Source organism: Sphingobium sp. TKS (assembly GCF_001563265.1).
Taxonomy (GTDB): Bacteria; Pseudomonadota; Alphaproteobacteria; order Sphingomonadales; family Sphingomonadaceae; genus Sphingobium.
In genome coordinates this window covers 1,935,091-1,961,012 of the sequence record NZ_CP005083.1, presented here as the reverse complement: position 1 = coordinate 1,961,012, position 25,922 = coordinate 1,935,091, and the positions used below count along the sequence as shown (strand labels likewise).

The 25,922-nt window shown below is 63.8% G+C and carries 25 protein-coding genes and 1 pseudogene; 14 read left to right on the top strand and 12 right to left on the bottom strand.

What is annotated here, in order from left to right; genetic code table 11:
* The 3 genes from K426_RS09820 to K426_RS09810 all read right to left on the bottom strand — a co-directional run bounded on the left by K426_RS09820 (position 1) and on the right by K426_RS09810 (position 3,415).
* A complete protein-coding gene (locus K426_RS09820) occupies positions 1-1,014 on the bottom strand; it encodes a universal stress protein (protein WP_066556380.1) in 1,014 nt (337 codons plus the stop codon).
* A 324-nt stretch (positions 1,015-1,338) separates the two neighbouring features.
* Entirely contained in the window at positions 1,339-2,562 is a 1,224-nt protein-coding gene (locus K426_RS09815; RefSeq protein ID WP_066556379.1) for an SAM-dependent methyltransferase, read from the bottom strand.
* Between the two features lie 49 nt (positions 2,563-2,611).
* A complete protein-coding gene (locus tag K426_RS09810; protein WP_066561599.1) occupies positions 2,612-3,415 on the bottom strand; it encodes a universal stress protein in 804 nt (267 codons plus the stop codon).
* Between the two features lie 340 nt (positions 3,416-3,755).
* Between K426_RS09810 and K426_RS09805 the strand changes: the two genes are divergently transcribed.
* Positions 3,756-4,715, top strand: coding sequence for a L,D-transpeptidase (locus K426_RS09805; protein ID WP_237230013.1), 960 nt, complete (start codon positions 3,756-3,758; stop codon positions 4,713-4,715).
* 54 nt (positions 4,716-4,769) lie between these two features.
* On the opposite strand, the gene K426_RS09800 is transcribed toward K426_RS09805, so the two are convergent.
* Genes K426_RS09800 through K426_RS09790 form a run of 3 tightly spaced genes read right to left on the bottom strand, consistent with a single transcriptional unit; the run spans position 4,770 to position 7,139 of the window.
* Positions 4,770-6,323: a bifunctional aminoglycoside phosphotransferase/ATP-binding protein gene (locus tag K426_RS09800; RefSeq protein ID WP_066556377.1), complete on the bottom strand. Its 1,554-nt coding sequence runs from the start codon at positions 6,321-6,323 to the stop codon at positions 4,770-4,772.
* A 4-nt stretch (positions 6,324-6,327) separates the two neighbouring features.
* Positions 6,328-6,837, bottom strand: coding sequence for an Hsp20/alpha crystallin family protein (locus K426_RS09795; protein WP_066556375.1), 510 nt, complete (start codon positions 6,835-6,837; stop codon positions 6,328-6,330).
* Between the two features lie 56 nt (positions 6,838-6,893).
* Entirely contained in the window at positions 6,894-7,139 is a 246-nt protein-coding gene (locus K426_RS09790) for a hypothetical protein (protein ID WP_145907234.1), read from the bottom strand.
* A gap of 338 nt (positions 7,140-7,477) precedes the next feature.
* Between K426_RS09790 and K426_RS09780 the strand changes: the two genes are divergently transcribed.
* Positions 7,478-8,131: a BON domain-containing protein gene (locus K426_RS09780; RefSeq protein ID WP_066556368.1), complete on the top strand. Its 654-nt coding sequence runs from the start codon at positions 7,478-7,480 to the stop codon at positions 8,129-8,131.
* 261 nt (positions 8,132-8,392) lie between these two features.
* Here K426_RS09780 and K426_RS09775 read toward each other — a convergent pair whose 3' ends face one another.
* Positions 8,393-8,614, bottom strand: a complete 222-nt coding sequence (locus K426_RS09775; protein WP_066556366.1) for a hypothetical protein — start codon at positions 8,612-8,614, stop codon at positions 8,393-8,395.
* A 59-nt stretch (positions 8,615-8,673) separates the two neighbouring features.
* Between K426_RS09775 and K426_RS09770 the strand changes: the two genes are divergently transcribed.
* The 9 genes from K426_RS09770 to K426_RS30265 all read left to right on the top strand — a co-directional run bounded on the left by K426_RS09770 (position 8,674) and on the right by K426_RS30265 (position 18,378).
* Positions 8,674-9,609: a universal stress protein gene (locus K426_RS09770; protein WP_237230011.1), complete on the top strand. Its 936-nt coding sequence runs from the start codon at positions 8,674-8,676 to the stop codon at positions 9,607-9,609.
* 27 nt (positions 9,610-9,636) lie between these two features.
* A complete protein-coding gene (locus K426_RS09765) occupies positions 9,637-10,974 on the top strand; it encodes an erythromycin esterase family protein (protein ID WP_066556362.1) in 1,338 nt (445 codons plus the stop codon).
* A 2-nt stretch (positions 10,975-10,976) separates the two neighbouring features.
* Positions 10,977-11,630 (top strand): dienelactone hydrolase family protein, encoded by a 654-nt coding sequence (locus tag K426_RS09760; RefSeq protein ID WP_066556360.1) that lies wholly within the window; start codon positions 10,977-10,979, stop codon positions 11,628-11,630.
* Positions 11,631-11,632: 2 nt separating this feature from the next.
* The gene (locus K426_RS09755) at positions 11,633-12,337 is read left to right on the top strand and encodes a phosphoribosyltransferase (RefSeq protein WP_066556358.1); all 705 of its coding nucleotides are present in this window, start codon (positions 11,633-11,635) and stop codon (positions 12,335-12,337) included.
* A 29-nt stretch (positions 12,338-12,366) separates the two neighbouring features.
* Positions 12,367-12,807 (top strand): baeRF12 domain-containing protein, encoded by a 441-nt coding sequence (locus K426_RS09750; protein WP_145907232.1) that lies wholly within the window; start codon positions 12,367-12,369, stop codon positions 12,805-12,807.
* 745 nt (positions 12,808-13,552) lie between these two features.
* Positions 13,553-15,433 (top strand): PAS domain S-box protein, encoded by a 1,881-nt coding sequence (locus K426_RS09745; RefSeq protein WP_066556353.1) that lies wholly within the window; start codon positions 13,553-13,555, stop codon positions 15,431-15,433.
* A complete protein-coding gene (locus K426_RS09740; protein ID WP_066556351.1) occupies positions 15,423-16,043 on the top strand; it encodes a response regulator transcription factor in 621 nt (206 codons plus the stop codon). The genes K426_RS09745 and K426_RS09740 overlap by 11 nt, the downstream gene beginning before the upstream one ends.
* A 293-nt stretch (positions 16,044-16,336) precedes the next feature.
* Positions 16,337-17,692 carry an IS1380-like element IS1247 family transposase gene (locus K426_RS09735; protein WP_006473457.1) on the top strand — a complete coding sequence of 452 codons (1,356 nt, stop codon included), beginning with the start codon at positions 16,337-16,339 and terminating at the stop codon, positions 17,690-17,692.
* A 221-nt stretch (positions 17,693-17,913) separates the two neighbouring features.
* The gene (locus K426_RS30265) at positions 17,914-18,378 is read left to right on the top strand and encodes an HPP family protein (RefSeq protein WP_020817765.1); all 465 of its coding nucleotides are present in this window, start codon (positions 17,914-17,916) and stop codon (positions 18,376-18,378) included.
* Positions 18,379-18,517: 139 nt separating this feature from the next.
* Here K426_RS30265 and K426_RS09725 read toward each other — a convergent pair.
* Positions 18,518-19,756: pseudogene (locus K426_RS09725) on the bottom strand (Tn3 family transposase); the annotation flags it as partial.
* Between K426_RS09725 and K426_RS30260 the strand changes: the two are divergent.
* Positions 19,751-20,092 (top strand): response regulator, encoded by a 342-nt coding sequence (locus tag K426_RS30260; RefSeq protein ID WP_257721810.1) that lies wholly within the window; start codon positions 19,751-19,753, stop codon positions 20,090-20,092. The pseudogene K426_RS09725 and the gene K426_RS30260 sit on opposite strands and share 6 nt — an antisense overlap.
* A gap of 58 nt (positions 20,093-20,150) precedes the next feature.
* Here the strand turns inward: K426_RS30260 and K426_RS09715 are convergent, their stop codons facing one another.
* From K426_RS09715 to K426_RS09695, 4 genes are all read right to left on the bottom strand, one after another.
* Positions 20,151-20,525, bottom strand: coding sequence for a response regulator (locus tag K426_RS09715; protein WP_066556348.1), 375 nt, complete (start codon positions 20,523-20,525; stop codon positions 20,151-20,153).
* Positions 20,526-20,947: 422 nt separating this feature from the next.
* Positions 20,948-21,610 (bottom strand): hypothetical protein, encoded by a 663-nt coding sequence (locus tag K426_RS09710; RefSeq protein WP_145907231.1) that lies wholly within the window; start codon positions 21,608-21,610, stop codon positions 20,948-20,950.
* A gap of 284 nt (positions 21,611-21,894) precedes the next feature.
* Entirely contained in the window at positions 21,895-22,728 is an 834-nt protein-coding gene (locus tag K426_RS09705; RefSeq protein ID WP_066556336.1) for a universal stress protein, read from the bottom strand.
* A gap of 274 nt (positions 22,729-23,002) precedes the next feature.
* Positions 23,003-24,208, bottom strand: coding sequence for an MFS transporter (locus K426_RS09695; RefSeq protein WP_066556332.1), 1,206 nt, complete (start codon positions 24,206-24,208; stop codon positions 23,003-23,005).
* Between the two features lie 93 nt (positions 24,209-24,301).
* On the opposite strand from K426_RS09695, the gene K426_RS09690 reads away from it, so the two are divergent.
* Positions 24,302-25,063 (top strand): AraC family transcriptional regulator, encoded by a 762-nt coding sequence (locus K426_RS09690; RefSeq protein ID WP_066556329.1) that lies wholly within the window; start codon positions 24,302-24,304, stop codon positions 25,061-25,063.
* 350 nt (positions 25,064-25,413) lie between these two features.
* Positions 25,414-25,887, top strand: coding sequence for an Hsp20 family protein (locus K426_RS09685; protein ID WP_066561596.1), 474 nt, complete (start codon positions 25,414-25,416; stop codon positions 25,885-25,887).
* Positions 25,888-25,922 lie beyond the last annotated feature (35 nt).

The following is a 25,922-nucleotide window of genomic DNA, read 5'->3' as shown; positions in this document are numbered from 1 at the left end:
TCAAGCCGGCCCCACGGCCGGGAGGCGCGTATCCTGGATCGTCTTCAATGGGGCGGGCTCCTGGGGCATGCCGGACGGCCGGACGATCAGCATTGGTGTTGCCGAATGGCCCATGAGATAGGCGGCGACGCTGCCATAGGGAACGTCCGCATGATGCCGCCCGCCATGCCCGCGCGCCGACAGCACGACAAGGTCGGCGGACTCGGAGCGGATCAGCCCGGCCAGCGAAGTGCGAACATCGTCGCCACGCGCCGAAATCGTTCGAACCCTCAACCCCATCGCTGCAACATAGGTCCGGACGCGGTCGAGATAGCCGCGCGCCGTCTCTTCGTTTCGTTCGACCACATTGCGCTGGAGTTCGAGATCGCGCGGCTCGAGCGGCCTCGTCTCGGTGAGTTCCGGCTTCGGCACGATGTGCGCGAGAACCAGCTCGGCCTGCGCCGCTTTGGCAAGCCGCACCGCAAGCGGAAGGACGCTTTCTGCCCAACTCGATCCGTCGAGCGGGACCAGGATGCGCCGATACGTCGGTGCTGGCGCCGGAGACGCTGCGATCGGCACGAGCAGAATCGAGCCGGGGGCGCGATCGAGAACATTGTGGGCGGTGCCGCCGATGCCCTTTTGCCTTGCGCCATTCTCGCCACGGGTGCCAAGCACGAGAAGGCAATCAGGCTGTCCGCAGCTAAATCTGCAGATCTCCTCGGCGGTCGCGCCTTCGGCAAGTTGGACCTCGGCGATCGTCTTCGCAGGAACCGGAGGGGCCGCGAGCTTCCCGAGCGTGCGCCTCGCTTCATGTCGGCGCAGATCCCACTCGATCGGATCAGGCCTAATCTCCTTGGCGGGCTGTGCTTCGAGCACCTGCAGCAAGGTAATCGGAGCTTCGAGCGCCTGGGCGATCGCGAAGGCATGGGAAACGACGCCGGCGGCGTGTTCGGACCGATCGAGGCATGCGACGACGTGGCCGGTTCCCGCCTGCGAGTCGACACCGACGGGGAAGAGTGCGCTTGATCTCGACATGTTCCGGCCTCCTGTTGCCTTACGCGGCTATTTCCGGCCCACCAGCATGGGCGGTATCGCGCACAGCGCCGAGCTCGAGCGCGACTCTCCGCTCGCCTCAACGCCGCGCCTTGGCTTTCGGGCACGGTGAGCCATCCCGGAATGGCTCGAAATACGGGTGTTTACGGAGGTGGGCGCTAGGTGGAAGCCGTTGCCGGACGGGAACCGAGGCACGGCGCGCGCTGGTAGCGGTGATCCGGAAGCGGATTGCGCTCCCGCCGCATCAGGAAAGGTCGCCACAGTGCAGCTTGTGAATATCTCTCGCTCTGGCGCCGATCCGGAACCTCATTTTCGCTCCGGAAGCGTCAGCATATAGTCACGGACAATCGGGAGGGCGTCGCGGCGGCGGATATATTGTATCTGATAATTGCATAGCTCTCCGTGCCGGAAGGCTGCGAGCGCACCGGCCAGGTAGAACGTCCACATGCGGTAGAAACGCGCATCGTACAACGCTGCGATCCTATCTTTTCCTGCTACTGTTCGGCGATACCAATGCTCGAGCGTATGAGCGTAATGGAGCCGCAATGTCTCTACGTCGGCGACGATCAACTTCATGACTTCACTCGAGCGAATGATCTCCGACAGAGCGGGAATATACCCTCCCGGGAAAATATATTTGCTGGTGAAGGGATCGGTGCTGCCAGGCCTGCCCATCCGCCCTATGGTATGCAGAAGCATCACGCCGTCCTCCGCCAGCATCGTGCGGCATTTTTGGAAGAAGCGCCGATAATAGGGTGGTCCGACATGCTCGAACATGCCGACCGAAACGATACGGTCGAATGTGCCGGTTAGGTCTCTATAGTCGATCAGCTCGAACTTCACACGGCCGGCCACCCCTGCCTCTTGAGCGCGCCGTCGCGCTATTTCGAGCTGCTCCTCGCTGAGCGTGATGGCCAGCACATCCACGTCAGCTACGCGGTTCAGATAGAGGGCCATCCCGCCCCAGCCGCATCCGATGTCAAGTACGTGCTGACCTGGCTTGAGTTGAAGCTTCGCGGCGATGTGCGCCTTCTTGTCCGTCTGCGCCTGCTCAAGGCCGGCGGCCAAGTCGCTGAAATAACCGCAACTGTACTGACGGTCGGAATCGAGGAAGGCATCATAGAGGCGGTGGTCGAGATCGTAATGATGCGCGACATTGCGTTTCGAGCGGCGCTTCCAGTTGAGCCGGTCCTGCCGGGACATCAGTGAAGAGGCGAGACTTGTTATGAGATTTCCGCGCAACGCGTCGCCTTCCTCCTCCTCCCACGCTGCGTTGGATTGGACGAGATCGATGAGACCGAGAATGTCGTCGCCATCGACTAGCAGCCTGCCATCCATCCAGGTCTCGGCAGCCCCCAGACGCGGATTTCTGGCGACGGCATTCGGCGCGCCACGATCGGTGAACCGGACCGTCACCGGTTGGCGCCCTTCTTGCGGAGAGCCGTAGTCATGTCGGGTGCCATCCGCCTCGAACAGGATGAGCTCGCCGGACTTGATGAGGCGAGAAAGCAATTTGTCCAACAGCCACATTCGCAGGGTCCTGATCGAGGAGCGCAAGAACAATCGGCGGTTGGACGGGTCAGTGCGCCAGAAGCAACGGAACGGACGTATCGGACAGCAGCTCGCGGGTCACGCCGCCGAGCACCGTCTCGCGCAGCCTCGAGTGCCCGTAAGCGCCCATGACGAGAGAAGATGCCCCCAGGTCTCGCGCGGCGTCCGAAAGCGCCTGGGCGATAGTCCGCCCTTCCGCGGGCCATTCGTGCAGCTGAGAAGCTATGCCATGCCGGGCGAGGTAACGGCTCGCGTCGGTCGATGGAAAATCGCTACCACTGCTTGCGATGGTGACGATGTGGACCTCCGTCGCCAGCCGCAGGAAAGAAAGCGTCAGGCGCAGGCTATGCGCGGCTTCGATCGATCCGTTCCAGGCGATGAGGACGGGGTTATCGGCAATGAAGCAGGTTGTGCCGGGGGGCACCACCAACACCGGCGCGCGCGCATGGACGGCCACGTCAGCGACGATCGGAAGAGGCTCCGCGGCGTCATCCTGTCCCTTGTTCTGGCGGCTCAGTATGAGCACGTCTGCCAGGCGTCCGCAGCTGACCAGTGCATCGGCGGGATTTCCGTCGACGTGCGCCCAATCCCAGGAAGCGCCTTCGTTCTTGAGGCGATGCTCGATGCGCTCGCGCTCTGCAGCGTCGTGGGCTTGAAGGGCCTCGAGCAGCTGCGAGGAGGCATAGAGGCCGCCGAAGGGGTCCCCGATGACATAGCTGTTGAACGGGGTGACCTGGACGCAGGTGATGTGCGCTTGATGTGCGCGCGCAAGATCCAGTGCCACGGCAAGCCGCTCCTCCTGGCCGCTATCGTGGTGGACGTGAAGGAGCATCGATTTCACGCGGGTCTCCTCGCATTCGCTATGATTCCGTTTTGAAAGCAAACGCTAAGGGTGGAGGCAGCGCCGGTCACTAGGGGATAATACCAATGCCGAAATGGTGCGGCGGGCATCATTTATCACCCTCGGCGATTGCGAGACATTCTGTTTGGCAGGAGCGATATGAGAGACCTCGGAGCTTTGAATCGGAGTGGTGCGTCGGACCCGACCCTATCGTGCGCGACGAGGAGTAATTCCGTGCAAGCATCCGCGAGGGCAAAGGACAACCCAGTGACCCAGGCAAAGGACGTTGGACGAACGCCGCATGACCGATAGTTGGAGACCTCATTCCGGCATGGCCCTCATGCTGACATTGCTGCTTGGCGCATCTTCGCCGTTGTTCGCGCTGCAACCGGCGCCCGACACGAGGTCGGCCCTTGAAGCGGTCGAGCGGCTCAAGCCCGGGGAATATATCTGGGCGCCCGACATCGCTCCGGCGGGTCCTGTGCTGATCGTCGTGAGCCTTACCAACCAGCGAGCCGTCACCTACAGAAACGGGATCCCGATCGGCGTGTCGACGGTTTCGACGGGAAAGGCCGGATATGAGACGCCGACGGGGATCTTCACGATCCTTCAAAAGGATATCGATCACAAATCCAACCTCTACGACGATGCTCCAATGCCCTTTATGCAACGCCTGACATGGGGGGGTGTGGCGCTGCACGGCGGCAACCTTCCCGGCTACCCCGCGTCCCATGGCTGCATCCGCTTGCCCCTGGGCTTCGCCAAACTGCTCTATGGGATCACGCGGCTCGGCTTGACCGTCGTGATCACGAACGAGTCGTCTGTTCCTCGCCTTGCGCCAGTGCCCGATCCCTTGCGGCCGGTCGCCTCCGATATCGATGATGCTCCACCCCCCGGCGGGTTCACGTGGCATCCCGAGCGGTCGCCCTCGGGGCCCGTCTCCATCGTTATCAGCACCGCGGATCGGCGGATGGTGGTATTGCGCAATGGTCGCCAAATCGGTTCGGCGTCCATCGCAGCCGACGCCGGCACCGACCGGACGACGGCCTACACGCTGCGCGCTGTCGACAGCGCCGGGCTTCACTGGTTGCGAATCCCCTTGTTCGCGGACACATCTCCCGCGCAAGACGCCATCTCCGATGGCCGGAATCGATTCCGGGTCGCTGAGGAATTCCGGCGTTCGGTGGCAGCCATTCTGACCGAGGGGACAACCGTGTTGGTCACGAATGATAGCCTCGCCAGGAGTGAAACCGGAAGGCAGCTCACGGTCATTACCGGCGAGGGTCAATAGGCTGCCCGAGCACGCGACGCGACGTGCGCCTCGGCCTGTCGAGGACTCGCTTTCTCAGCCGAGTTTCAGCGTGAGGCGGGCATTGGCAGCCGTCTCGTCTGGCGATCCGCCGGCCTGGACGATGTGCCAGGAGCCGAGGTCGCCAATGTCCAGCTCGGATTGGGCCTGAGCTACGGCAACGTCGGCATCCGACGCGTCGATGGCGCGCGTCTCGACCCGACCGAGCCGCGCCGCCACCGGTGCCTCGAGCCATATCCCGTCGAAGGCGACGCCCAGCTGGCGCGCAACGGCTTCGATCCTCCCGCGCTCGACCGGCTGTGCGAACACTGCATCGGCCACGGCGGACTGACCGACCGCGAGCGCCGACGCGGCCATCGTGTCGGTGGTCTCATAAACTCGCCTGGCAGCTTGCGGTGAATAGCTTTCGCGGGGGAGCCTGGCCTCCGGAGACAGGCCCGCAAGCCGTTTGCGCAAGACGTCGTTTCGAAGGATCCTCGCACCGGGCGCGTGTCCGAGTGCGCCGCCAAGCCGGCGCGCGAGGCTGGACTTTCCGGTCCCCGAAAGCCCGCCGATCGCAACCAGCCGTGCCGGCACCGGCGCCAGCATGGCAAGCGCAAGATCCAGATAGGATCGCGCTTCTCGCGCAAGCATCATGTCCCGGCTGGCACGAAAGCTCTGGGCCGCGAGCACATGCGCGCGGATCGCGGCGCGAACCGACAGGAACAGCGGCAGCAGTTCCAATCCGCTCTCATCCGCCTGCGACAGGTCGAGATAACGGTTGAAGACAATGTTCGCCTCAGTGTGGAGATCGCGATGCCAGAGATCCATCAGCAGGAAGGCGAGATCATAAAGCACGTCGATGGTGGCCAGTTCGACGCTGAATTCGAGGCAATCGAACAAGGTCGGTTCACCATCGACGAGCGCGATGTTGGCGAGATGGAGGTCGCCATGACCATGTCTGACACGGCCTTCCCGAGCCCTGCTGTCGAGCAGCGGCGCCATGCGATCGGTGATCTGGAGCAGGCTGTCGCCGAGATGCTTTGCCTTGTCCGGGTCGAGGATATCGGAAAAGGCAGCCATACTGGTGATATTGCCTTCCACGACGCGCCGGAACGATGCCGCGCCCGTACGAGTCCGATCAATCTCCGCCGCGGAGTGGAAGGCGCTAATGCGGTCCGCTAGCCGGATCAGCAGGCGCTCATCGAGGCGGTTTCGGTCGGCCTGGTGAGTAAGCAGCGCATCATCGGGAAAGCGTCGCATTTCGAGAAGCCAGTCGACAACGTCACCGGTGCCGTCGATCGCCAGGAGCCCGCCGGATTCCCGCGTGACCGCGTGAAGGCCACGATATAGGTCGGGTGCGCTTCTGCGGTTGAGGCGAAGCTCCGCCTCGAGCGCCGCGTGGCGCTTGTCCGGCGTTGAGAAATCAAGATAGCCGAGTTCAACCGCGCGTTTGAGCTTCCATGCCTGGTCGCCGGCGAGGAAAATCGTCGCGCAGTGGGTATCGATGCGCGCCGGGCGCGTTCCTTCGAAGGCATTGCCTTCTTCGAGGAAGGCGACGACATCAGCCTGGCCGTCCGGCGTCCCGGGACCATGCGACGTCGCCGCCATCGGCTCAGGCCTTTTCGATCGCGATCTTGCGCGTGCGCGCCGCAGCCTTTTCGTCCTTGGCCAGCGTCACCGACAGGACGCCGTCCTTGAACTGCGCCTTGATGCCCTCGGGATCGACGTCGGCGGGAAGTGGAATCTGCCGTTGAAACGAACCATAACGGCGCTCGCTGAGCAGGAAGCCCTTTTCCTTGCGCTCCTCCGTCTCCTTCTTTTCCCCCGAGATGCTGAGCACGCCATCGGCGACGTTGATCTCAACATCCTTCTCGTCGAGGCCAGGAAGCTCGGCGGTGAGACGATAGGCCTTCTCATCATCGACCATCTCGAGCGCCGGCACGATGGCCAACGGGCCGCGCGGCGCGAAGCTGAAAAGGCCGCGGGCCGGGCTGTCGAAACCGTCGAACAAGCGGTCGATTTCCGACCTCAACCAGCCGACCGGCTCGAACTGGGCTGCGAAATCGCGCAGCGATGATGTCGGACGCGCTTTGGTCACCGGAACATTGGTCACATCGTTCATCTTGCTTCTCCTCAAGTTAAAGATGGTCGATCCCGTGATGCGGGAAGGACGCGTCATCAGGCGAACAGGACATGTTCGCCGTCAGCCTCGAGCGGCTCGGGAACCACGAGCTGGTCATGCTCGTCGCGATGGACGGGATGGTGCGAATGCGTACGCGGCCAAAGGGCCTCGACACCCGCGTTCCACCAGTTCGTATAGAATGTCAGGGGCAGCTGCCAGAAACCCTCGGCACCAAGCACCGCTGCGGCTGGGTCGGGATCACCCGGACGCTGGCCCGCCCCGATGGTCTTCTCGTAGCTCATGCTGACCTCCTTGCCCGAGTCTGTCGGAGAATAGGGGTCGCCCATCAGCGTCTATATTGGGGAGTTTACCTAGCCGGCGCCGTGCCCGCCACACAAACCGTGAAGTCTGCCGGCTGGCTGAGGGAGGCGCGCCGCAGGGCGCCGCGCACGATCGCAGATGTTCGACGCCTCCGGGACATTACGGATTCTGCCGTCGCGCCGCCCGACAGACAAGAGATGCTGCAGGAGTCCTCGATGCGTGAGCAAGCCGTCGGCGAACCTGCGATGATGTGCCGATGGTCCTTAATCTGTGGCCTCCCGGCTTGGGACGGTCATTTCTGCGAGCAAGGAGAGCTGAGATGAAGAGCGACAGTCAACTACAGCGCGACGTGATGGCGGAGCTGGAATGGGAGCCGAGCGTCGACCATGCCGATATCGGCGTGGCGGTGACCGATGGCGTGGTGACACTGTCGGGGTTCGTGAAAACCTACTCCGAGAAGCTGGCGGCCGAGAAGGCGGCGCGGCGCGTGGCCGGCGTCAAGGCGATCGCCGAGGAGATCAAGGTGCGCTTCGCGTCGGATCCGAAGACGGCCGATCACGAGATCGCCAAGCGCATCCTCGACATGTTCGCCTGGAATGTCTCGATCCCGGACGACAAGATCAAGGTGAAGGTCGAGCATGGCTGGGTCACGCTTACCGGCACCGTCGACTGGTATTATCAGAGCGACGAAGCCCGCAAGGTCGCCGGAAAGGTCACTGGCGTCACCGGCGTCAGCAACCAGATCGAACTGCGTAGGCTGCCGACCGCCCACGATGTCAAGGACCGGATCGTGGCCGCGATCAAGCGCCAGGCCGACCTCGATGCGGCGACGGTGACGGTGCTTACCGACGGCGGCAAGGTGACGCTGAGCGGAAAGGTCAAGGCGTGGAACGAGCGCCAGATTGCCGAGCGTGCCGCATGGTCCGCTCCCGGAGTCACCAAGGTCGATGACAATATCGTCGTCGCCTACTGAGCGTTACCGAGCCGGATGCGTCGAGGGCCGCCGGGCCTGCCCGGCGGCCCTCCTGACAATCTGCGCCGAACGGAAGGATGCGCGCGCTGTTGCTGAGGATCAGCACCTTGCAATAAGTTGAAATCCCATCAGCAAATTGCAGCAACCCGGCGATCCGAGATCTCGGGCGCGGGTGATGATCGACTGCTTCTCTGACCCGGCGCGGCCTTTGCTTGCGCCAGAATGCCGACCGTTCAGCAGCCGAGCCAAGCTGGATGCGCGTCAGCGCGAGCTGACAAGATGTTGCGTCACGCCCGAATCGCGCGCTTCGGCCTGGACGTGGACCGTCGGCGTCGGCGCCCATCGCTGCAGGGGGTCGGCTCCGACCGCCACCGTTACGATGACTTGGCTTGCGACCACGCCACCGAGCATGATCAATCCGATCCGCAAGCGAGTGGCACCGTCGCTGGGACGCTTGGCGTGTACTTCGACTGGCCGGTTCATGCTGGCCTCCTACTTTGGTTCCTCAATTCTAATCCGGACAATCGTATGCAGCGCGGCACATGCTCGATATCCGGAAGTCTACGCAGTGCGCAGATCCGCCGCGGCCTCCGTATCCTCACGTAATGATCTTCGGAAAGTCCGCCGCCATTCTAGCGGCACTTCAATGCCCTTGCAGGCTGGACGGACCGGAGAACGACATGAAAAATGTTCTGCTGCTGATACACGACGACGCGGGTGAAGAGGCTCGCTTTCAGGCGGCGCTTGATCTCGTCCGGGCCCTGTCCGGGCATCTCACGTGCCTCGATGTCGTGCAGCTGCCAGCCGTGATGGACTATACGATGATCGATGCCGAAGTTGCCCTGCTCGCCGACGCTCGCGACCGCGAAGCGCTGAATAAGAGCCGGATCGAGGCGCGGCTTGCCGTTGAGGACGTCGCCTGGGACTGGGCTGATGGAACCGGCGATATTGCGGCGCTGGTTGAAGCAGAGGCTGGCCTCGCCGACATCATCGTGCTCAACACCGCATTCGCCGATCACGAACCTCCAGACATGCGGGCAATCGTATCGGACGTCGTGATGCGTGCCGGGAAGCCGATCCTGGCGGTCCCGCAGCAGGCCCGGAAACTCGATGCCGGCGGGCATGTGCTGGTTGCGTGGAACGGTTCTCCGGCGGTCGCCGAAACGCTTCGCGCGGTGACGCCGCTCCTCGCACTCGCGAACGGAGTGACGATCCTGGAGATCGGCAAGACCGACGGCGCGCCCGCGGAAGATGCCGCGGCCTATCTCTCGCGCCATGGCATCCATGCCCGCATCGATCGCGACGTTCCGCCGGAATCGAAGGTGAGCGATGCACTTCTGGTTCTCTGTCGGGAGCGTCAGCCGGCCTACTGCGTTGTAGGAGCCTATGGCCATTCGCGCCTGCGTGAGACCCTCCTCGGCGGCGTAACCCGGCGGATGCTCGCCGAGAGCCCGGTGCCGCTCCTCCTGGGCCATTGAACGCGGCGACGCTGAAAGGAGAGCGTGATGGCGAACGCGGCACTGCACGATCCGATCGGCAGGAAAGCGCCGGCGGACCTTGTCGCGGCGTTGCGCCGCCACGCCGAGCCCCTCCCCCCGCCCGATCGCTTCGACGAGTTCGGCGGTTTCTTCGATCGCTTCGGCGATGCGCGCGTCGTCCTGCTGGGCGAGGCGACCCACGGCACCTCCGAATTTTATCGCGCGCGCGGCGCGATCACGCGCCGCCTGATCGAGCGCCATGGCTTCAACATCGTGGCCGTCGAAGCCGACTGGCCGGATGCGGCGCAGATCGACGACTATGTCCGCCATCAGGCGCCGCGCCCGCGCCGCGGCGATTCCTTCGTGCGGTTTCCGACGTGGACGTGGCGCAACACCGAGGTGCTGCAGTTCGCCGACTGGATGCGCGGCCACAACGCCGCGCTGGCCGAGGCGCAACGCGTCTCGTTCCACGGTCTCGACGTCTACAGCCTCAGCGAGTCGATCCATGCCGTCCTCACCTATCTCGACAAGGTCGATCCGGCGGCGGCGGCCGACGCGCGCCATCGCTATGGCTGCCTCACACCATGGCAGGACGAGCCCGCGCACTACGGTCGCGCGGTGGTTCACGGCGGCCGGCCGAGTTGCGAGGACCGGGCGATTGCGCAGCTCCGTGAGCTGCTGGTCCATCGGTTGGAGTATCTGGCCGGAGACGGCGAAGCCTGGTTCGACGCGGTGCAGAATGCTCGCATCGTGCGGGCGGCCGAGCGCTATTATCGCGCCATGTACCGCAGCTCGACCGAGAGCTGGAACCTGCGCGACCGGCACATGTTCGAAACGCTCCAAGCGCTGCTCGCGCATCGCGGCGACGGCGCGAAGGCGGTGGTTTGGGCGCACAACAGCCATGTCGGCAACGCCGCCGCCACCGCGATGGGCTGGCAGGGAGAGTTCAACATCGGCGAGCTGTGCAGGATGGCGCATGGCGATGACGTCGTGTCGATCGGCTTCGGCACCGATACCGGCACGGTCGCCGCCGCCAGCGACTGGGGCGCCGACATGCAGATCAAGACCGTGCAGCCGGCACGCCCCGACAGCTACGAGCATGCGTTCCGGTCCACCGGCCTCGTTCGGACGTTGACCGACTGGCGCAGGAACCCGGCGCTCGCCGAGTTGCTGCGCGAGCCATTGCTCGAGCGCGCGATAGGCGTCGTCTACCGCCCGGAGACCGAGCGCCTCAGCCATTATTTCGAGGCCGTGCTGGCGGAGCAATTCGATGCCTGGGTCTGGTTCGAGCAGACGACAGCGGTGACCCCGCTGGGACATGAGCGCCCCCACGGCGCGCCCGAAACCTGGCCCTTCGGACTGTGACCATGGTCGCCATCGCCGCGCACGATCCGATTCCCGTCACCGTTCAGCCGGATGGGCTCAAGGGGCTGCTGGGCGTGCCGCCCGGCGCTAGGGGAATGGTCATTTTCGCGCACGGCAGCGGCAGCGGGCGCCTCAGTCCGCGCAACAATCATGTCGCGCGGGGTCTCCGCGATGCGGGTCTGGCGACGCTGCTGGTCGACCTGCTGACGCCGAGGGAAGAGCAGGAACGCGCCAATGTGTTCGACATCCCGCTCCTGGCGAGCCGGTTGAAGGGCGCCACCGAATGGACGGGTTTGCTGCCCGGGATCGCCGCGCTGCCGGTGGGCTATTTCGGCGCGAGCACGGGCGCGGGCGCCGCCCTGCTCGCCGCGTCCGATGGCGCCTCGCGCGTGGCCGCGATCGTCTCGCGCGGCGGTCGGCCTGACCTCGCGGGCTCGGCCGCCCTCGCACATGTGCGCGCGCCCACGCTTCTGATCGTGGGCGGCCGGGACCTGCCGGTGATCGAGCTCAACCGCGTGGCGATGCGGCACCTTCACGCGGAGAGCGAGTTGGCGGTCGTACCCGGCGCGACCCACCTATTCGAGGAGCCGGGAACGCTCGACGAAGTGATCGACCACGCCGCGCGGTGGTTCCTGCGATATTTCCGGGACATATGAACATGGTCCAGCAGCAACCCGAATTCCAGGACAGGCTTGAGGCGGGCCGCACGCTGGGGGCGGCGCTGACGCATCTGGCGGCGGCACATCCGCTGGTGCTGGCGCTCCCGCGCGGCGGTGTGCCGGTCGCGTTCGAGGTCGCCAGGGCGCTCGACGCGGAGATGGATCTGCTGTTCGTCCGCAAGCTCGGGGCGCCGGGTCATGAGGAACTGGGCATCGGCGCGGTGGTGGACGGCGCCGACCCGCAACTCGTGCTCAACGAGGACATCGTCCGCCAGCTCGCGCCGAGCCCGAACTATATCCGCGCCGAGATGCGACGCCAGCTCGCTGAAATCGATCGCCGCCGGCGGTCTTATGTGGGCAGTCGCGTCGCCGCGGAGGTGACGGGACGCACTGTGATCGTCGTGGACGACGGCATCGCGACCGGCGGCACCGTCAAGGCCGCGGTCATGGGGCTGGGCAAGAATCACCCGGCCCGCCTCGTTCTCGCCATACCTGTCGCCCCGCGCGACAGCCTCGCGGAGATTGCTCCGGAGTGCGACGAGGTCGTCTGCCTCACGCAGCCCGAACCCTTTTATGCCGTCGGCGCGCATTATGTCGTGTTCGACCAGACGACGGACGAGGAGGTGATCCGGCTGGTTCGCGAGGCCCGTGCCTTCGGCCGGCCGAGGCGCCTGCCAGCGCGCGCCCCCTCCTTTCGCGGTTGACAGATCAGCCCTCGGATAAGGAACAGAAGATGCTCATTCCTCATGATACGACAATCCTGGTCGTCGATGGCAGCCACATGCAGGTGCTGCGCAACCGTGGCACCGACGCCGCACCCGATCTGGAGCTTCTGAAAGAGCAGACAATTAGAAATCCACCGACCAGCGCCATGGGCACGAGCGCTCCAGGACGCAGCTTCGGCAGCGCGGTTCCGAAACGTAGTGCCTATCAGAATTCCGACCTTCACCAGCGCAGGGAGGACAGGTTCGGCCACGCAGCGCTGCAGGCAATCGCCTCGCTCAATCGGGAGGACGCCCCCCTGATCCTGATCGCGCCGCCGCATATGCTGGGCACGCTCCGGAGCGAGCTCGACCCGAAGAGGCATGCCCAAATTCTCGCGGAGATTGCCAAGGACTTCGCTCAACGCGACGCTCCGGATATCCTGGCCCTCCTGCGATCATATCAGCCCTGAAGCCTCCACACACCAGGCGGGGCGGTCGCGCGGTCCGGCGCGGTGCGAGCGATCGCTCGGGCCAGCCTAGCCGATGCGTCGGCGACTAGCCTTAATTTCCAGCAACTTGGCACGCCGGCGAAGGCACCGGTCGGGTTAGCTTATGGACAAGCGGATACGATCGGCATAGCCTCACCTTGCCCCTCCAATCTTGATCGTGAGGAGGGGTCCGCAATCGCGCGGCAAACATGGGTTCTCGGCTTCGGTCGGGCGGCCTGCGGAATACAATACCTTCGGGGAATACGCCGGGCGCGTTTTCCTATGTTTGCGCGCGATCAACCGTCCCGGCTGGCGGGGCGCGCGGCAGCATTGGAAAGCCACTATGCGGCGTGATGCATCCTAGATTTCTGCCCCCCGATCAAACGATGGATGGCTGTTTGTGGCAAGCCGGTCCGCTCCGGCCGGACGTTGGGGCGGCGGGAGATTGTGAGCGAGCCCTGTCGTGGAGGAGCGTTTTGATGCTGCCGAATGGCCGCGCCGCAGATAGAAGCCTCGGGTGCCGTGCGAACGGCGCAACGGACGCATCGACCGATTCGCACATTTTCCGGGTGGCGCTCTGGAACCGCAGAAAGGCGGATGGCTGAAGGAAAACAGACGATCTTCTCCTGGCGAATAGCGATTGATGAAAAAATGTCTAATCGGATATCCCGAGGAGCAGAATGCAGCACGCGCGCGAAGGAACGGACGAATTTTAGATGGAAGTGCAATGAAGGGCGATGTCGACGATAAATTCACTCCTCCCTCCGGCGGGGCTTGTGCAATCGCCGTCGTGCCTGTCCTTCTCGTCGTCCCTTTAGAACTTGCGCTTCGGGCTTCGGGCGTCAACCACAGCCCTTACCTCCTCCTGGTTCTTTCGATCATTATCGCCGCAGCACTGGGTCCGACCGGATCGGCGACGATCGCGGCCGTTCTCGCGATCCTGATCGGCGGGCTGATCGCGACATATCGCGCATCGCCCGCGACCACCTCCTTCGATCTCGTGCTGTCGTTGCTGGTGGCCGCAGGCATCGCCCTGCTCGACGTGCGCAGCACGTTCCTGCGACGCGGACGTGCCGCGCTGGACCAGCGCCGCCGGAGCCAGCTTTCGGAGATTGCCGACGAACTCAACCTCCTCATCGATGGCGCACAGGGATACGCCATTTACATGCTCGATCCCGAAGGGCGCGTCACGATCTGGAACGAGGGAGCCGAGCGGCTGAAGGGTTGGACCGAGCAGGAGATCGTCGGCAAGCATTGTTCCGTCTTCTATCCGGCGGATGCCGTCCAGGCCGGCAAGCCCGAAGCCGATCTGAGACGCGCGCGCGAGCAGGGGAAATTCGAGGAGGAAGATTGGCGGCTGCGAAAGGATGGTTCCGAGTTCCTCGCGCATGTCTCGATCACGGCGCTTCGCGATGACAGTGGAGAGTTGCGGGGCTTTGGCAAGGTGGTCCGCGACGCGACGAACGAACGTGCGGCCGAGAGCGCTCACAAGGCCAGCGCCAACCATCTCCGGTCAATCCTCTCGACGGTTCCCGATGGAATGATCGTGATCGACGAGCAAGGCATCATTCTCTCGTTCAGCGCCGCGGCGGAACGCATGTTCGGCTATTCCGAGAGCGAAGTTCGAGGACTGAACGTGAGCATGCTCATGCAATCGCCCGATCGCGAGCGACATGACGGTTATCTCCAGCGCTATCTTTCGACCGGCGAGCGGCGGATCATCGGGATCGGACGTGTCGTGATCGGTGCGCGGCGCGACGGTTCGACCTTCCCGATGGAACTGTCCGTGGGTGAAGCCATCGGCGAGAGCCAGCGTGTCTTTACCGGCTTCATCCGGGATTTGACAGAACGGCAGGAGACCCAGGAGCGCCTCGATGAACTGCAGTCCAAGCTGATCCATGTCGCGCGGGTGAGCGCGATGGGGACCATGGCGTCGACCCTCGCCCACGAGCTCAACCAGCCGATCACAGCGGTCGCCAATTATGTGGAGGCTGTGCGCGACCTTCTCGCCGAGGCGAATCCCGAGGATCTGCCGATGATCCGCGAAGCCCTCGAGGATACGGTTCGAGAGGCTCTTCGCGCCGGACAGATCGTCCGGCGGCTACGCGACTTCGTGGCGCGCGGGGAGGTCGAGAAGACGGTCGAAGACCTCCCTTCCCTCATCCATGAAGCGGCGGCGCTGGGGCTTATGGGCGCTCAGGAGAAAGGTGTCGACGCCCAGTTCGATCTCGATCCCGGCGCCTCGAAAGTGCTCCTCGACAAGGTGCAGATCCAGCAGGTGCTGATCAATCTCCTTCGCAACGCGGTGGAGGCGATGGCTGGCTCATCCGAACGGCATCTGTGGGTCATCTCCCGCCGCGAGAGAGCAGGCTTCATCCGCGTCACGGTCGCCGACACAGGGCCCGGCGTGTCGTCTGAAGTTGCGGAGCAGCTTTTTACCGCCTTTGTCAGCACGAAGAGCGAGGGCATGGGGCTTGGGCTTTCGATCTGCCGCACCATCGTCGAGGCGAATGGCGGTCGAATATGGCTGGAACCGCGCGCCGAGGGCGGCTCTCAATTTCACTTTACGCTCGTTGAAGCCGAGCCGGAGAACGCCAATGACGACTAGACGTATGATCCATATCGTGGACGATGAGGAATCGATTCGGCGATCCGCTGGCTTCATGCTCAAGACTGCTGGATTTTCGGTCTCCACCTATCCGTCGGGTGTCGCCTTTCTTCGCGAGGTGCGCCACGCCGAGCCGGGATGCATCCTGCTCGATGTGCGCATGCCCGAGATGGACGGCCTTGAGGTGCAGCAGGCGCTCCGCGAACGGGGCGTCGTCATGCCCGTCATCATTCTCACCGGACATGGGGACATCTCAATTGCAGTGCGCGCGATGAAGGCGGGGGCCGTCGAGTTCATCGAAAAGCCATTTGAGAAGGCAGTGATGCTGGACGCCATCGCCGCCGCCTTCGAGCGGCTCGACGACAGCGGCCGGCGTGCGGCCCGCGCCGCCGACGCCGCGGTCATGATTTCGGCGCTGACGGGGCGCGAGCAGGACGTTCTCAAGGGCCTGGCTGATGGATTGCCCAACAAGACGATCGCCTATGATCTTGGCATATCGCCACGAACCGTGGAGGTGCATCGCGCCAATCTGATGGCAAAGCTGGGGGTCCGCAGCCTCTCCGACGCGCTACGTATCGCGTTCGCCGCCAATGTCGGACAGGGGTCATAGGGACCTCTACGTAGCGACTTGATCCGGTTTTGCTGCGATTCCTTGCACCCGGCCAGCTTTTTGAGCCGGTCAATGTGAGACGAGCATGAGTAGCAACATCGGAGTTCTCCCGACGGCGCGCCCGAAGATCCTGCTAGTGGAGGACGACCCGGGCGTGCGGCGGTCCCTCCAGCTTCTCCTTCATGGCAAAGGCTATGACCCCACATTTCCCAAGTAAGGCGCTGATTTCGCTGTCCTGACCATTATATTTCCTATATAAAACATGGTGTTGAAGGCTGCGAGGGGCGCGTTTCATGGATCACCCAGAGGGTGCGGGCTTGCAACGGGCAGATCGGGTGGATTTCGACCCTCGCGTGCGGCTGGAATTTCGCGGCACGCAGCTCAGTTCCGACGGCGGCCTTCTGGTGATGCGCGAGCTTGATGACGCGCTCGGGTTGTCCGATTTGGCGTCAGCGGCGCTGCGCGATACTCGCTCTGGCAAGAACACGGTCCATCGGCTCGACGGCCTGTTCCGGCAATCAGTCTTTGGGCGGCTGGCCGGATACGAGGATGTCAACGACGCCAACCGTCTCGCCTGCGATCCGGTCATGCGCCAAGTTGTCGGCGGCAGAGCGGTCGATGCACAAGCGGCCTCGGCATCGCAGATGGGACGGTTCGAGACCGAGACGCTGGCTCTGGCCGGGAACCGTGCCGCGCTGGCCGACCTGAACGGGCAATGGATCGACCGGTTCCATGACCGTAACGGGCTGAAGTACATCGTTCTGGACATGGACAGCTCGGTCAGCCCGACCCATGGCGACCAGGAAGGGTCCGCCTGGAATGGCCATTTCGACTGTAGCTGCTATCACCCCAACTTTCTGTTCAACCAGTTCGGGATGCTGGAACGCTGCGCCCTGCGCCATGGCAACGTCCACAGCGCCGATGGCTGGCGTGATGTTCTCGACCCCGTCATTGCGCGCTACGCGGAGCGCGACCTTGGTGGCAGGTTCTTCCGGGCCGATGCTGCCTACGCGATCCCGGCGATCTATGAGCGATTGGAAGAAGCGCGGTTCTTCTACGCCATCCGGCTGCCCGCAAACGCGGTCCTCAAGGACAAGATCGCGCATCGGCTAACGCGCCCTGTCGGGCGGCCGTCACTGACCAAGGTCAAGCGGTTCTTCGAGGAATTCGAGTATCAGGCGGCGTCCTGGGACAAGGAACGCCGGGTGATCGCCAAGATCGAATGGCATCCGGGCGAACTGTTCCCGCGTGTCGGCTTCATCGTCACCAACCTGCCGATGGAGCCGGACTGGGTGGTGCGGTTCTACAACCAGCGCGGCACCGCCGAGCAGCACATCAAAGAGGGCAAATACGCCTTTCGCTGGACGCGGCTGTCGTGCCGGAAGTTCCGCGACAATGAGGTGCGGCTGCAACTGCACGCCCTGGCGTACAACCTGGCCACCTTCTTGCGCTGCATCGAGCTGCCCGAGGCCATGGCCGACTGGTCGTTGACCAGCCTGCAACTGAAGCTGATCAAGATCGGGGCACGTGTGGTCCGTCACGCCCGCACCATCACCTTCCAGCTGGCCGAGGTCGCTGTCACCGGCACGATGGTACGCGCCATCCTCGCCGCTATCCGCCGATTGCGAGCGCCACCGCTATGCGCATGATCGCGATCCACGCTCAAACTGAACGAAAGCGGCTGGACAGATCTGTCCGCTGCGCTGAAAAACGCCGCCCCTGGGCAAGGAAACAGCGGCTTCGCGGTCTGATCCGTCCAGATCCAGCAGTCTGCGCGACCGCAGGTGCCGCTTGCGGCAGAAAATCCTTGTCTAGCGCTCGGATACAGGCGATCTTCACCTCAAACGACACGCCACTTGGGGAATGCAGGATGAAGTGGGCGACGACCGATGCGATGTCGTGGCGGCGGATCGGGCTGGCAGGCTCGGTCTTTCTCGCCACCCTCGCGCTGTTCGGTGGGCTCGCTTATCATTTCGCGATCGTTGCGATGTGGATGCCGCTGGTCAATTCGGTCGCGTTGATTGCCACGACCCCCTCGGCTCCCTCGGCGCGGCCCTGGCCGATCATGGCGGGGCATGCCGCGACCGCGTTCGTCGGTTCGCTGGCCGGCTGGATGTTCGGCGCTTCGGTGCTGGTCGCGATCATCGCCGCCACGCTCGGCCTGCTGCTGATGATGGCGGCCCGTGCGGTCCATCCGCCCGCGGCGGCGACGGGGCTCGTCTTCACGCTGCATCCGGTGCCCCCGCATGTCGCGGTGCCGCTGCTGATGCTGGGCGCCGGTGCGGTGACGCTGATCGGCATGGCGCTGCGCCGCTGGGATCGCCCGTCCGCATGACCCCCGGATTGGGCATCGCCTGAATTTCGGCTAGGAGCCGGCGGATCGGGACTTCTATGATTTCCATCGTCAATACCGAATGCCACGTTCCCAAAACGTTCTCCGACTTGGCCAAAATCGCAGCTTGGGGCCGACTGGGCCAGCCCAGCGGGGCGACATGGGCGAGCAGTTCGTCGGGCACGTCGACGCCGTTGCCACGCAGATGCCGGACGGCCCGGTCGAGATAGACGGTGTTCCATAGCGTCACAGCCGCGGTGACGAGCGTCAGGCCGGAGGCGCGGTGCCGCTGGTTCTCAAAGGTGCGGTCGCGCAGTTCGCCAAGGCGATTGAAGAAGATAGCGCGGGCGAGCGCGTTGCGGGCTTCGCCCTTGTTGAGGATGCTGCTGGTGCGGCGCCGCTGGTCGGGATCATCGAACCAGGCGAGCATGAACAGGGTGCGCTCGACCCGCCCGATTTCGCGCAGGGCACGGGCGACAGGGTTCTGGCGTGGAAAACCCGCCAGCTTGCGCAGCATGACCGAGGCGCTGACGGTGCCGGCGCGGATCGAGGCGGCAAGGCGTAGCGTCTCGTCCCAGTCCGTCTCGATCGCACGGACGTTGGCCGGGCCGGCAACGAGCGGACGCAAGGTCGGCCACGGATCGAGCGGCGCCAGGCTATACAGCCGGCGTTCGTTGAGGTCGCGGATGCGCGGCGCGAATCGGAAGCCGAGCAGGTGGCACAGGCCGAAGACGTGATCGACCGCGCCGGCGGTGTCGGTCGCGTGCTCGCGGATCACCAGCTCGCTCTCATGGTCGAGCAAGCCGTCGAGGACATGCGCGGCCTCACCGGCATTGGCAGCGATGACCTTGGTATGGAATGGTGTGAAGCGGTCGGTGACATGGGTGTAAAACAGCACGCCGGGTTCGGTGCCGTAGCGGGCGTTGCGGTCGGCGCGGGCTTCGCCCTGACCGCCAGCGCGGAAGAACTGGCCGTCCGACGACGATGTATCACCCGGTCCCCAGACCGCCGCGAGCGGATGCGCGGTATGACAATCGACGATCGCGGCCAGCGCCGACAGATAGGTTTCGTCGCGCACATGCCACTCGGCGGTCCAACGCAGGCGGGGCAAGGTCAGCCCGCGCGAGCTTTCCGCCATGCGCCCGAGGCCCAGGTTGGTCGCGTCGGCGAGGATCGCACCCATCAGCGCGGACGGGTCGGAGGCGGGTGCGCCGCTGCGGGCATGGACGAAACGGTCGGCGAAACCCGACCATGCGGCAACCTCGACCAGCAGGTCGGTGATGCGGACACGCGGCAGCATCGCGTAGAGCCGTGCCTTCAGCGCATCGGCATCGTCGGACGGGGATCGCCGAATCGGCGAGATGAGCAACTGCCCTTGAGTCCGGCGCCATTCTGGTTTATCTGGCATGACATACGGTCATACGCATCCAGCGCGGCGCTGCTTGCAGATCCGCTCGCGGATGAGGCGATCTGCCTCGTTGCGGACTATCGCATGCCGGGAATGGACGGAATCGAAGTTCTGCGATTCCTTCGTGCGAGAGGATGGCAGCAACCGGCGATACTCATCACCGCCTATATATCACCAGAACTGGTGGAGCGGGCGACGAAGGATGGCTTCAGCATAGTCATCGACAAGCCGTTGCGCGAGCACGCGCTTGTTGACGCAGTCGCCCGTATCACGGCGAACCCAGCCGCCTTCAGTACGGCTCCCTCGTGAAACCGCACCGCAGACCTATGCCGGCGATCAAACCTTAAATGCGTGATGGCCGGAAGTGTCATTCTCGCGCCTGACGCGGGCCGCGCGACAGAACCCCGTCGACGAGGTCCAGTAGGACGTGATGAGCGAATGGCTTGCGGAGAACATGCGCATAGCCCGCACCGTGAGCGCGCGACTCAGTCTCGGCCGAACGATCGTCAGTTGTTAAGATGGCGGGATGGTGCCAGCGGGCAGCCCGAAGTTGACGCAGGAGACCGATGCCGTCGGCATATGGGGGGCGGTACTCGGCGATCAGGCACGCTCCATCCCTCGTCGCAGGGTCGCCGATGAGGAAGCCCTCATCTGCGTAGGCCTTCACGCCATAACCCCGCGCGATGAGCAAAAGGTGCATCGCGCGCCTTAGCCCGGCGTCGCTTTCGACCACGAGGACCATCGGTTCTGAAACCTGCGGATCTGCGGGATTATCTGTCACGCGCAGCAGGCAATCTGAGCTACCCTCCGGGAATTCGGTTCAGAGAATCTAACGCCAGGGTGAACGCTCCGAACTCCGTAAATTTCCCAGGTGAAGGTGGATCGCGGGATCGGCACTCGATCGCGAGATTATCGCCCGGCTGTTGCGCTACCTTCGCGAAGCTTCGGACGGAAGCAGCCGTCGATGTTGGCCATCTCGTGGGCGGCCCAGCGGCTGGTCGGCGAAAGCGCGTGCACAACACTGCTTTTCACCCGGACCTTTTCAGATGCAGCGACCCCTATCCTGCAGATCGCATTGAAGGGTCGACGCGCGCCCAAGGATAGATTGTCGCAGATCGTCCCTGAAGAGCTGCTTGCGCAAACAGCCAGCGGAAGAAGTCGACCCTAACGGGCAGTCCTGGACGGTGCCAAGGCGCGCAATCCATGTATGAATGCATCGAGCCGCTGTTCCGCTTCGATATGCCCGGCTTCGGGATAGGCCGTTGCAATTCGGGCACCCCAATAGCCCAAATCGACCGTCGTAAGGCTGAATTCAAACGGCCGGCCTTGTCGGTTGCCGCGGAATCGCCCGCGCCACACCGAATCTTCAGGCATGTCGGGAAGAAGAACGGGGCCTTCGGATACCGGTGTGCTTTCATCGAAATACCTTCGCGCAAGCCATTTCATGATTTCATAGTGATCTCTGGCGGACATCTGCTCGATGTGAACCAGTGAAATCCGCACGACGATTGTTGAATCACGCGCTGGCGCACGATATTCGACCGAAACATACTGGCCGCTCGGATCATAGCCCTGTTCCGTCACGCGCGTGAAGCCCGCGAGCGTCCGCGGAAAGCGAGTGCCGCTTCCCTCATGCACCAGGGTTCCGTCAGGATCGAGGCGGAAGCCGGTAGGGGTGGTTGCTTCGGCGGCGGCAGAAGCGGTTCGAGCCGGGGCGGAAACCGGAAAGGCGAGCAAGGCGCTCAGACCAAGCGCCAGCAGACATCCGCCACGCGGATGACACTTCATTCCGGGAGCTTTGCCATGATGGTTGCGGCGATGAGCCACATCAGCCCCGCTGCCAAACCGTACAGGAAGATGACATCGACCGACTGACGAATTCTAGCTATCGTATGCATGGAGATTCCCCTTTTCGTAAGCGAGGAAAGCTTCGCTTTGCGACCCTGACGGGCATATCGGTAGTGTTACGGATACTCGTCGCTATTTGGCGCGAGCGTCAATTCGCCGGCGAGGCGCGCGTGTGCGGCACGAGCAGCGCGATTATGTCCGGTCATCGGCATTGATCGCGCATTCGCGCCGAACCCGGCTGTCCTGCAGCGTCTCGAAAATGGTCAGCGGGACAGCAGCACACAACATGCGGGATTCAGCAACAAATCAGCGGTCATGCCTCCGAACGTCCACTCTCGGAGCCGGCTGTGTCCATAGGCACCCGCGACGATGACGTCGGCGCGTTCTGCCCTCGCGAGTGTCGAAAGGGCCGCGACATCATCACCGGTCGCCGGCGAGACGAGGATCTCTGCCAGGATCCCATGGCGCTTGAGCCAATCGGCCACATCTGTCAGGCGCCGCCTCGCCGCAGCCTCGTCCTCCTTCCTCGCGACCTCGACCACTGTCACATGACCGGCGATTTCGAGCAGCGGCAAAGCATCGAGCGCGGCGCGCCGTGCCTCGCGACAGTCCTTCCAGGCGACGAGCGCGCGCTCCGGCTTTAGCCCGGTAGCATGCGTCGGAACAATGATTACCGGCCGTCCGGCGCGCATCACCAGGTCACCAACACTGGTGCGTCGGGTATCCGGAAGCAACCCTCCGCCACGATCGGGTGCCGTAACAATGACATCGACGCTGCGCGCCTCGCTCGCCAAGTAGTCCGAAAGCAGCGCGGTCGTTTCCATGCAGCGCCATTCCAGATCAGCGACGCGACCACTCAATATCGTCTGAAATTCGGACTGTGCGACCTTCGCTTCGCGTTCGATCTCCGCTCGGTCGAGCTCGATCGCTTCTCCGGAGATGAAGGCGCCGGCATATGGGGTGGCGACCAATGGCTGCGCGGCGGCAATTCCGACAAGGCTGGCATGAGATCGCTCGGCGAGATCACCGGCGACAGTGAGCAGCGCGGCGTTCGACTTGCCGAGCTCGAGATGGACCATCAGACGTGCGTAACTCACCTGTGAACCTCCTGCGATGTGTCGGTCCGCTGGGCTTTAATCCCGCGTTTCGCAGTCACTAGGCCACGAAGCCTTGCCTCCCTATCGGGTCATCTACGTATGGGTCAGACGACCGCAGCTTTGCGGGATCTGCCAAGGCGTCCGATAGCCGGGCGCGCTCAGCCGAAGAGGTACAACGGCTCTCCTTTTCTGGCATGAAAGGCATACCGACCTCTTCATCGGCGCGCTTCAGATGCGGCAATTGCTGCATTACCGGCACCGCAAGGCCGGCCACTCAGTTCTGTTCGATGTCGGGAAGCAGCGCGGTGAGCAACCCGATCGCAGGCAGGAAGGCGCAGAGCTGATAGACCGTCTCGATGCTGGTCAGGTCGGCGAGCCAGCCGAGCACCGCTGCGCCGAGCCCGCCCATGCCGAAGGAAAAGCCGAAAAACAGTCCCGAGATCATCCCGACCTTGCCCGGCACCAGCTCCTGCGCGAACACGACGATCGCGGGAAACGCGGAGGCCAGGATCAGGCCGATCACAATCGTCAGCGGCCCTGTCCAGAACAGGCCGACGTGAGGCAGCAGCAGTGTGAACGGCAGGCAGCCCAGGATCGAGAACCAGATTACGTATTTGCGTCCGAAGCGGTCGCCGAGCGGACCGCCGGCGACAGTGCCCATCGCTACCGCCGCGAGGAAGGCGAAAAGATGGAGCTGCGCATTCTGCACCGACACGCCGAAGCGGTGGATCAGATAAAAGGTGAAGTAGCTCGTGAGGCTGGCGAGATAGACATATTTCGAGAAGATCAGCGCCAGCAGGATCGAAATACCACGAGCGGCGCGAACCTCGGCCAGCCGACCCACGGCGGAAACCCGCACTCCCGCCTTCAAGCGAATCAAGCCGTGGTGGCGATACCAGCTGGCGACGTTCCAAAGCACGGCGCCCGAGAGCAGCGCCAGCAATGCGAAGAAAGCGAGACTCGACTGCCCCCAGCGCACGACGACCAAAGCGGCGGCGAGTGGGCCCAGCGCCTGGCCGGCATTACCGCCGACCTGGAACAGCGACTGCGCTAGGCCGTGCCGTCGCCCCGCGGCCATGCGGGCGACGCGGGAGGATTCGGGATGGAAGACAGAAGAACCTACACCGAGCAGCGACGCGCCGAGCAGCACAAGGGCGTAGCTGTGCGCCGCGGATAGCACCGCGAGGCCGGCGAGCGAGAAGAGCGTACCGCCCGGCAATGCAAGCGGCGTCGGCCTCTTGTCCGCATACAGGCCGACCAAAGGCTGTAGGATCGAGGCGGTAACCTGGTAGGCGAGCGTTACGAGGCCGATCTGGCCGAAGCTTAGACCGAACTCGGCCTTGAGCCCCGGATAGATGGCCGGAAGAAGCGACTGCATCATGTCGTTGAGCAGGTGGCAGAAGCTGATCGCAACGATCACGCCGAACACTGTCTCGGTCGCTGCCTGAGGCTTCGACGTCGGCGTTATCGTCTCGTTCATTCGCGCTCCTTCCCTGGAGAGGGGCGCTTAGCCTTTCCCAGCGCGTCCCGCTTCGACATATGGGCCAATCGACTTTGAGAGCAGGGCAGTCCTATGCACCGCCATCCAGATGATCATGAGGATGTTCCGAGGCCCGTGGTCGGGATCGGGAATGATTATCCGCCGTCCTTCGAGCTCGCCGAGCACAAGCATCGGCGCGTACAGTTGCTCTATGCGGCAAGCGGCGTCATCGCAGTGAGCACGCCCGACGGCGCCTGGGTCGCACCGCCAGAGCGCGCCGTCTGGATTCCGGGTGGAACACCACATGCGACACGCATGGTTGGCGCGGTCCAAACCCGCAGCGTGCTGATCGAACCGCGTGCCTGTCGCGACTTCGGCCGATCCTGTCGCGTCGTCGCGATTTCACCTTTGCTGCGCCAGCTCCTGCTCGCAGCCGCCGTGGTACCGCTCGAATATGACGAGGTCGGGCGCGACGGACTTGTCATGAAGCTGCTCGTGGCCGAACTCGAAGAGGCGCCGGTGATCCCGCTGGCCGTTCCCTTTCCACGCGAGGCCAAGCTGGCAGCGCAGTGCCACCTTTTTCTGGAGCGACCGCAAGCGACAGCGACGATCGACCAATGGGCGGATGTTCTCGCGATGAATCGCCGTCGCTTTACTCGGCTTTTCCGGCGCGAGACGGGAATGAGCTTTGCGGAGTGGCGCCAGCAGGCTTGTCTGTCCGTGGCCTTGCCGCGGCTCGCTGCGGGCGAATCTGTGACAGCGATCGCACTCGATCTCGGTTATGACAGCCCGGCGAACTTCTCGACGATGTTCCGACGTATTTTGGGTGTTCCTCCAAGCCGATATCTGCCCTGAGCAATACAAGGCTAGCGAATCGGCGATGCGCCCCGTCGTTAGCAGTGCGCGAACGTGCCATCGGAAAATGAGGAACAGCATTTGGTTGCTATCATTGCTTCTCGATTTTGGTGGTTCCTGGCGGGAGCTTGGCTGGCCGCCCTTCTCGGCGCTGGCGAATCTACGGACGAGGAAATATCAATTCGCCCGACGCGATTGCGACATGATTTATAGGATCTTGAAGAGAGCTTTTGCGCTCCTATCTGATCCATGCCGGACGCCAATACCGGGTCCGGCTGGACACAGAGGGTGCCGGCTCTCCGTTTCCGGCGCTTCTCATGCCCAAGTTGCTTCACCAGGAGGATTTGGAGATGAGAACCAACTTCGACTTTGCGCCCTATCGGCGCTCGACCGTCGGCTTCGACCGCCTCTTCAACCTGCTCGAGGCGGGCGCGCGTGAAGACGATGGCTATCCGCCTTTCGACATTCTGAGGGAAGGCGATGACAGCTATCGCATCACGCTGGCGGTCGCCGGCTTCCGCCCCGAGGATATCGAGGTGGTCGCCCAGCAGAACCTTCTCAGCGTCACCGGCAAGCGCGCCGACGACGACGGCAAGGCCGAGTATCTGCACCGCGGTATCGCCGCGCGCGCCTTCGAGCGGCGCTTCCAGCTCGCCGATTTCGTCGAGGCCGGCAACGCCAGCTTCGAGAACGGCCTGTTGAGCATCGCGCTCAAGCGTGTCGTCCCCGAGGCGATGAAGCCGCGTAAGATCACGATCAGCGGCAGCACGACTGCCCAGGATCGGATCGAAGCGCCCAAGGACAAGGCCCTCGAAGCGGCCTGATCCTTGGCAAAGTGGCCTGCCGGCGCCGCCGCAAC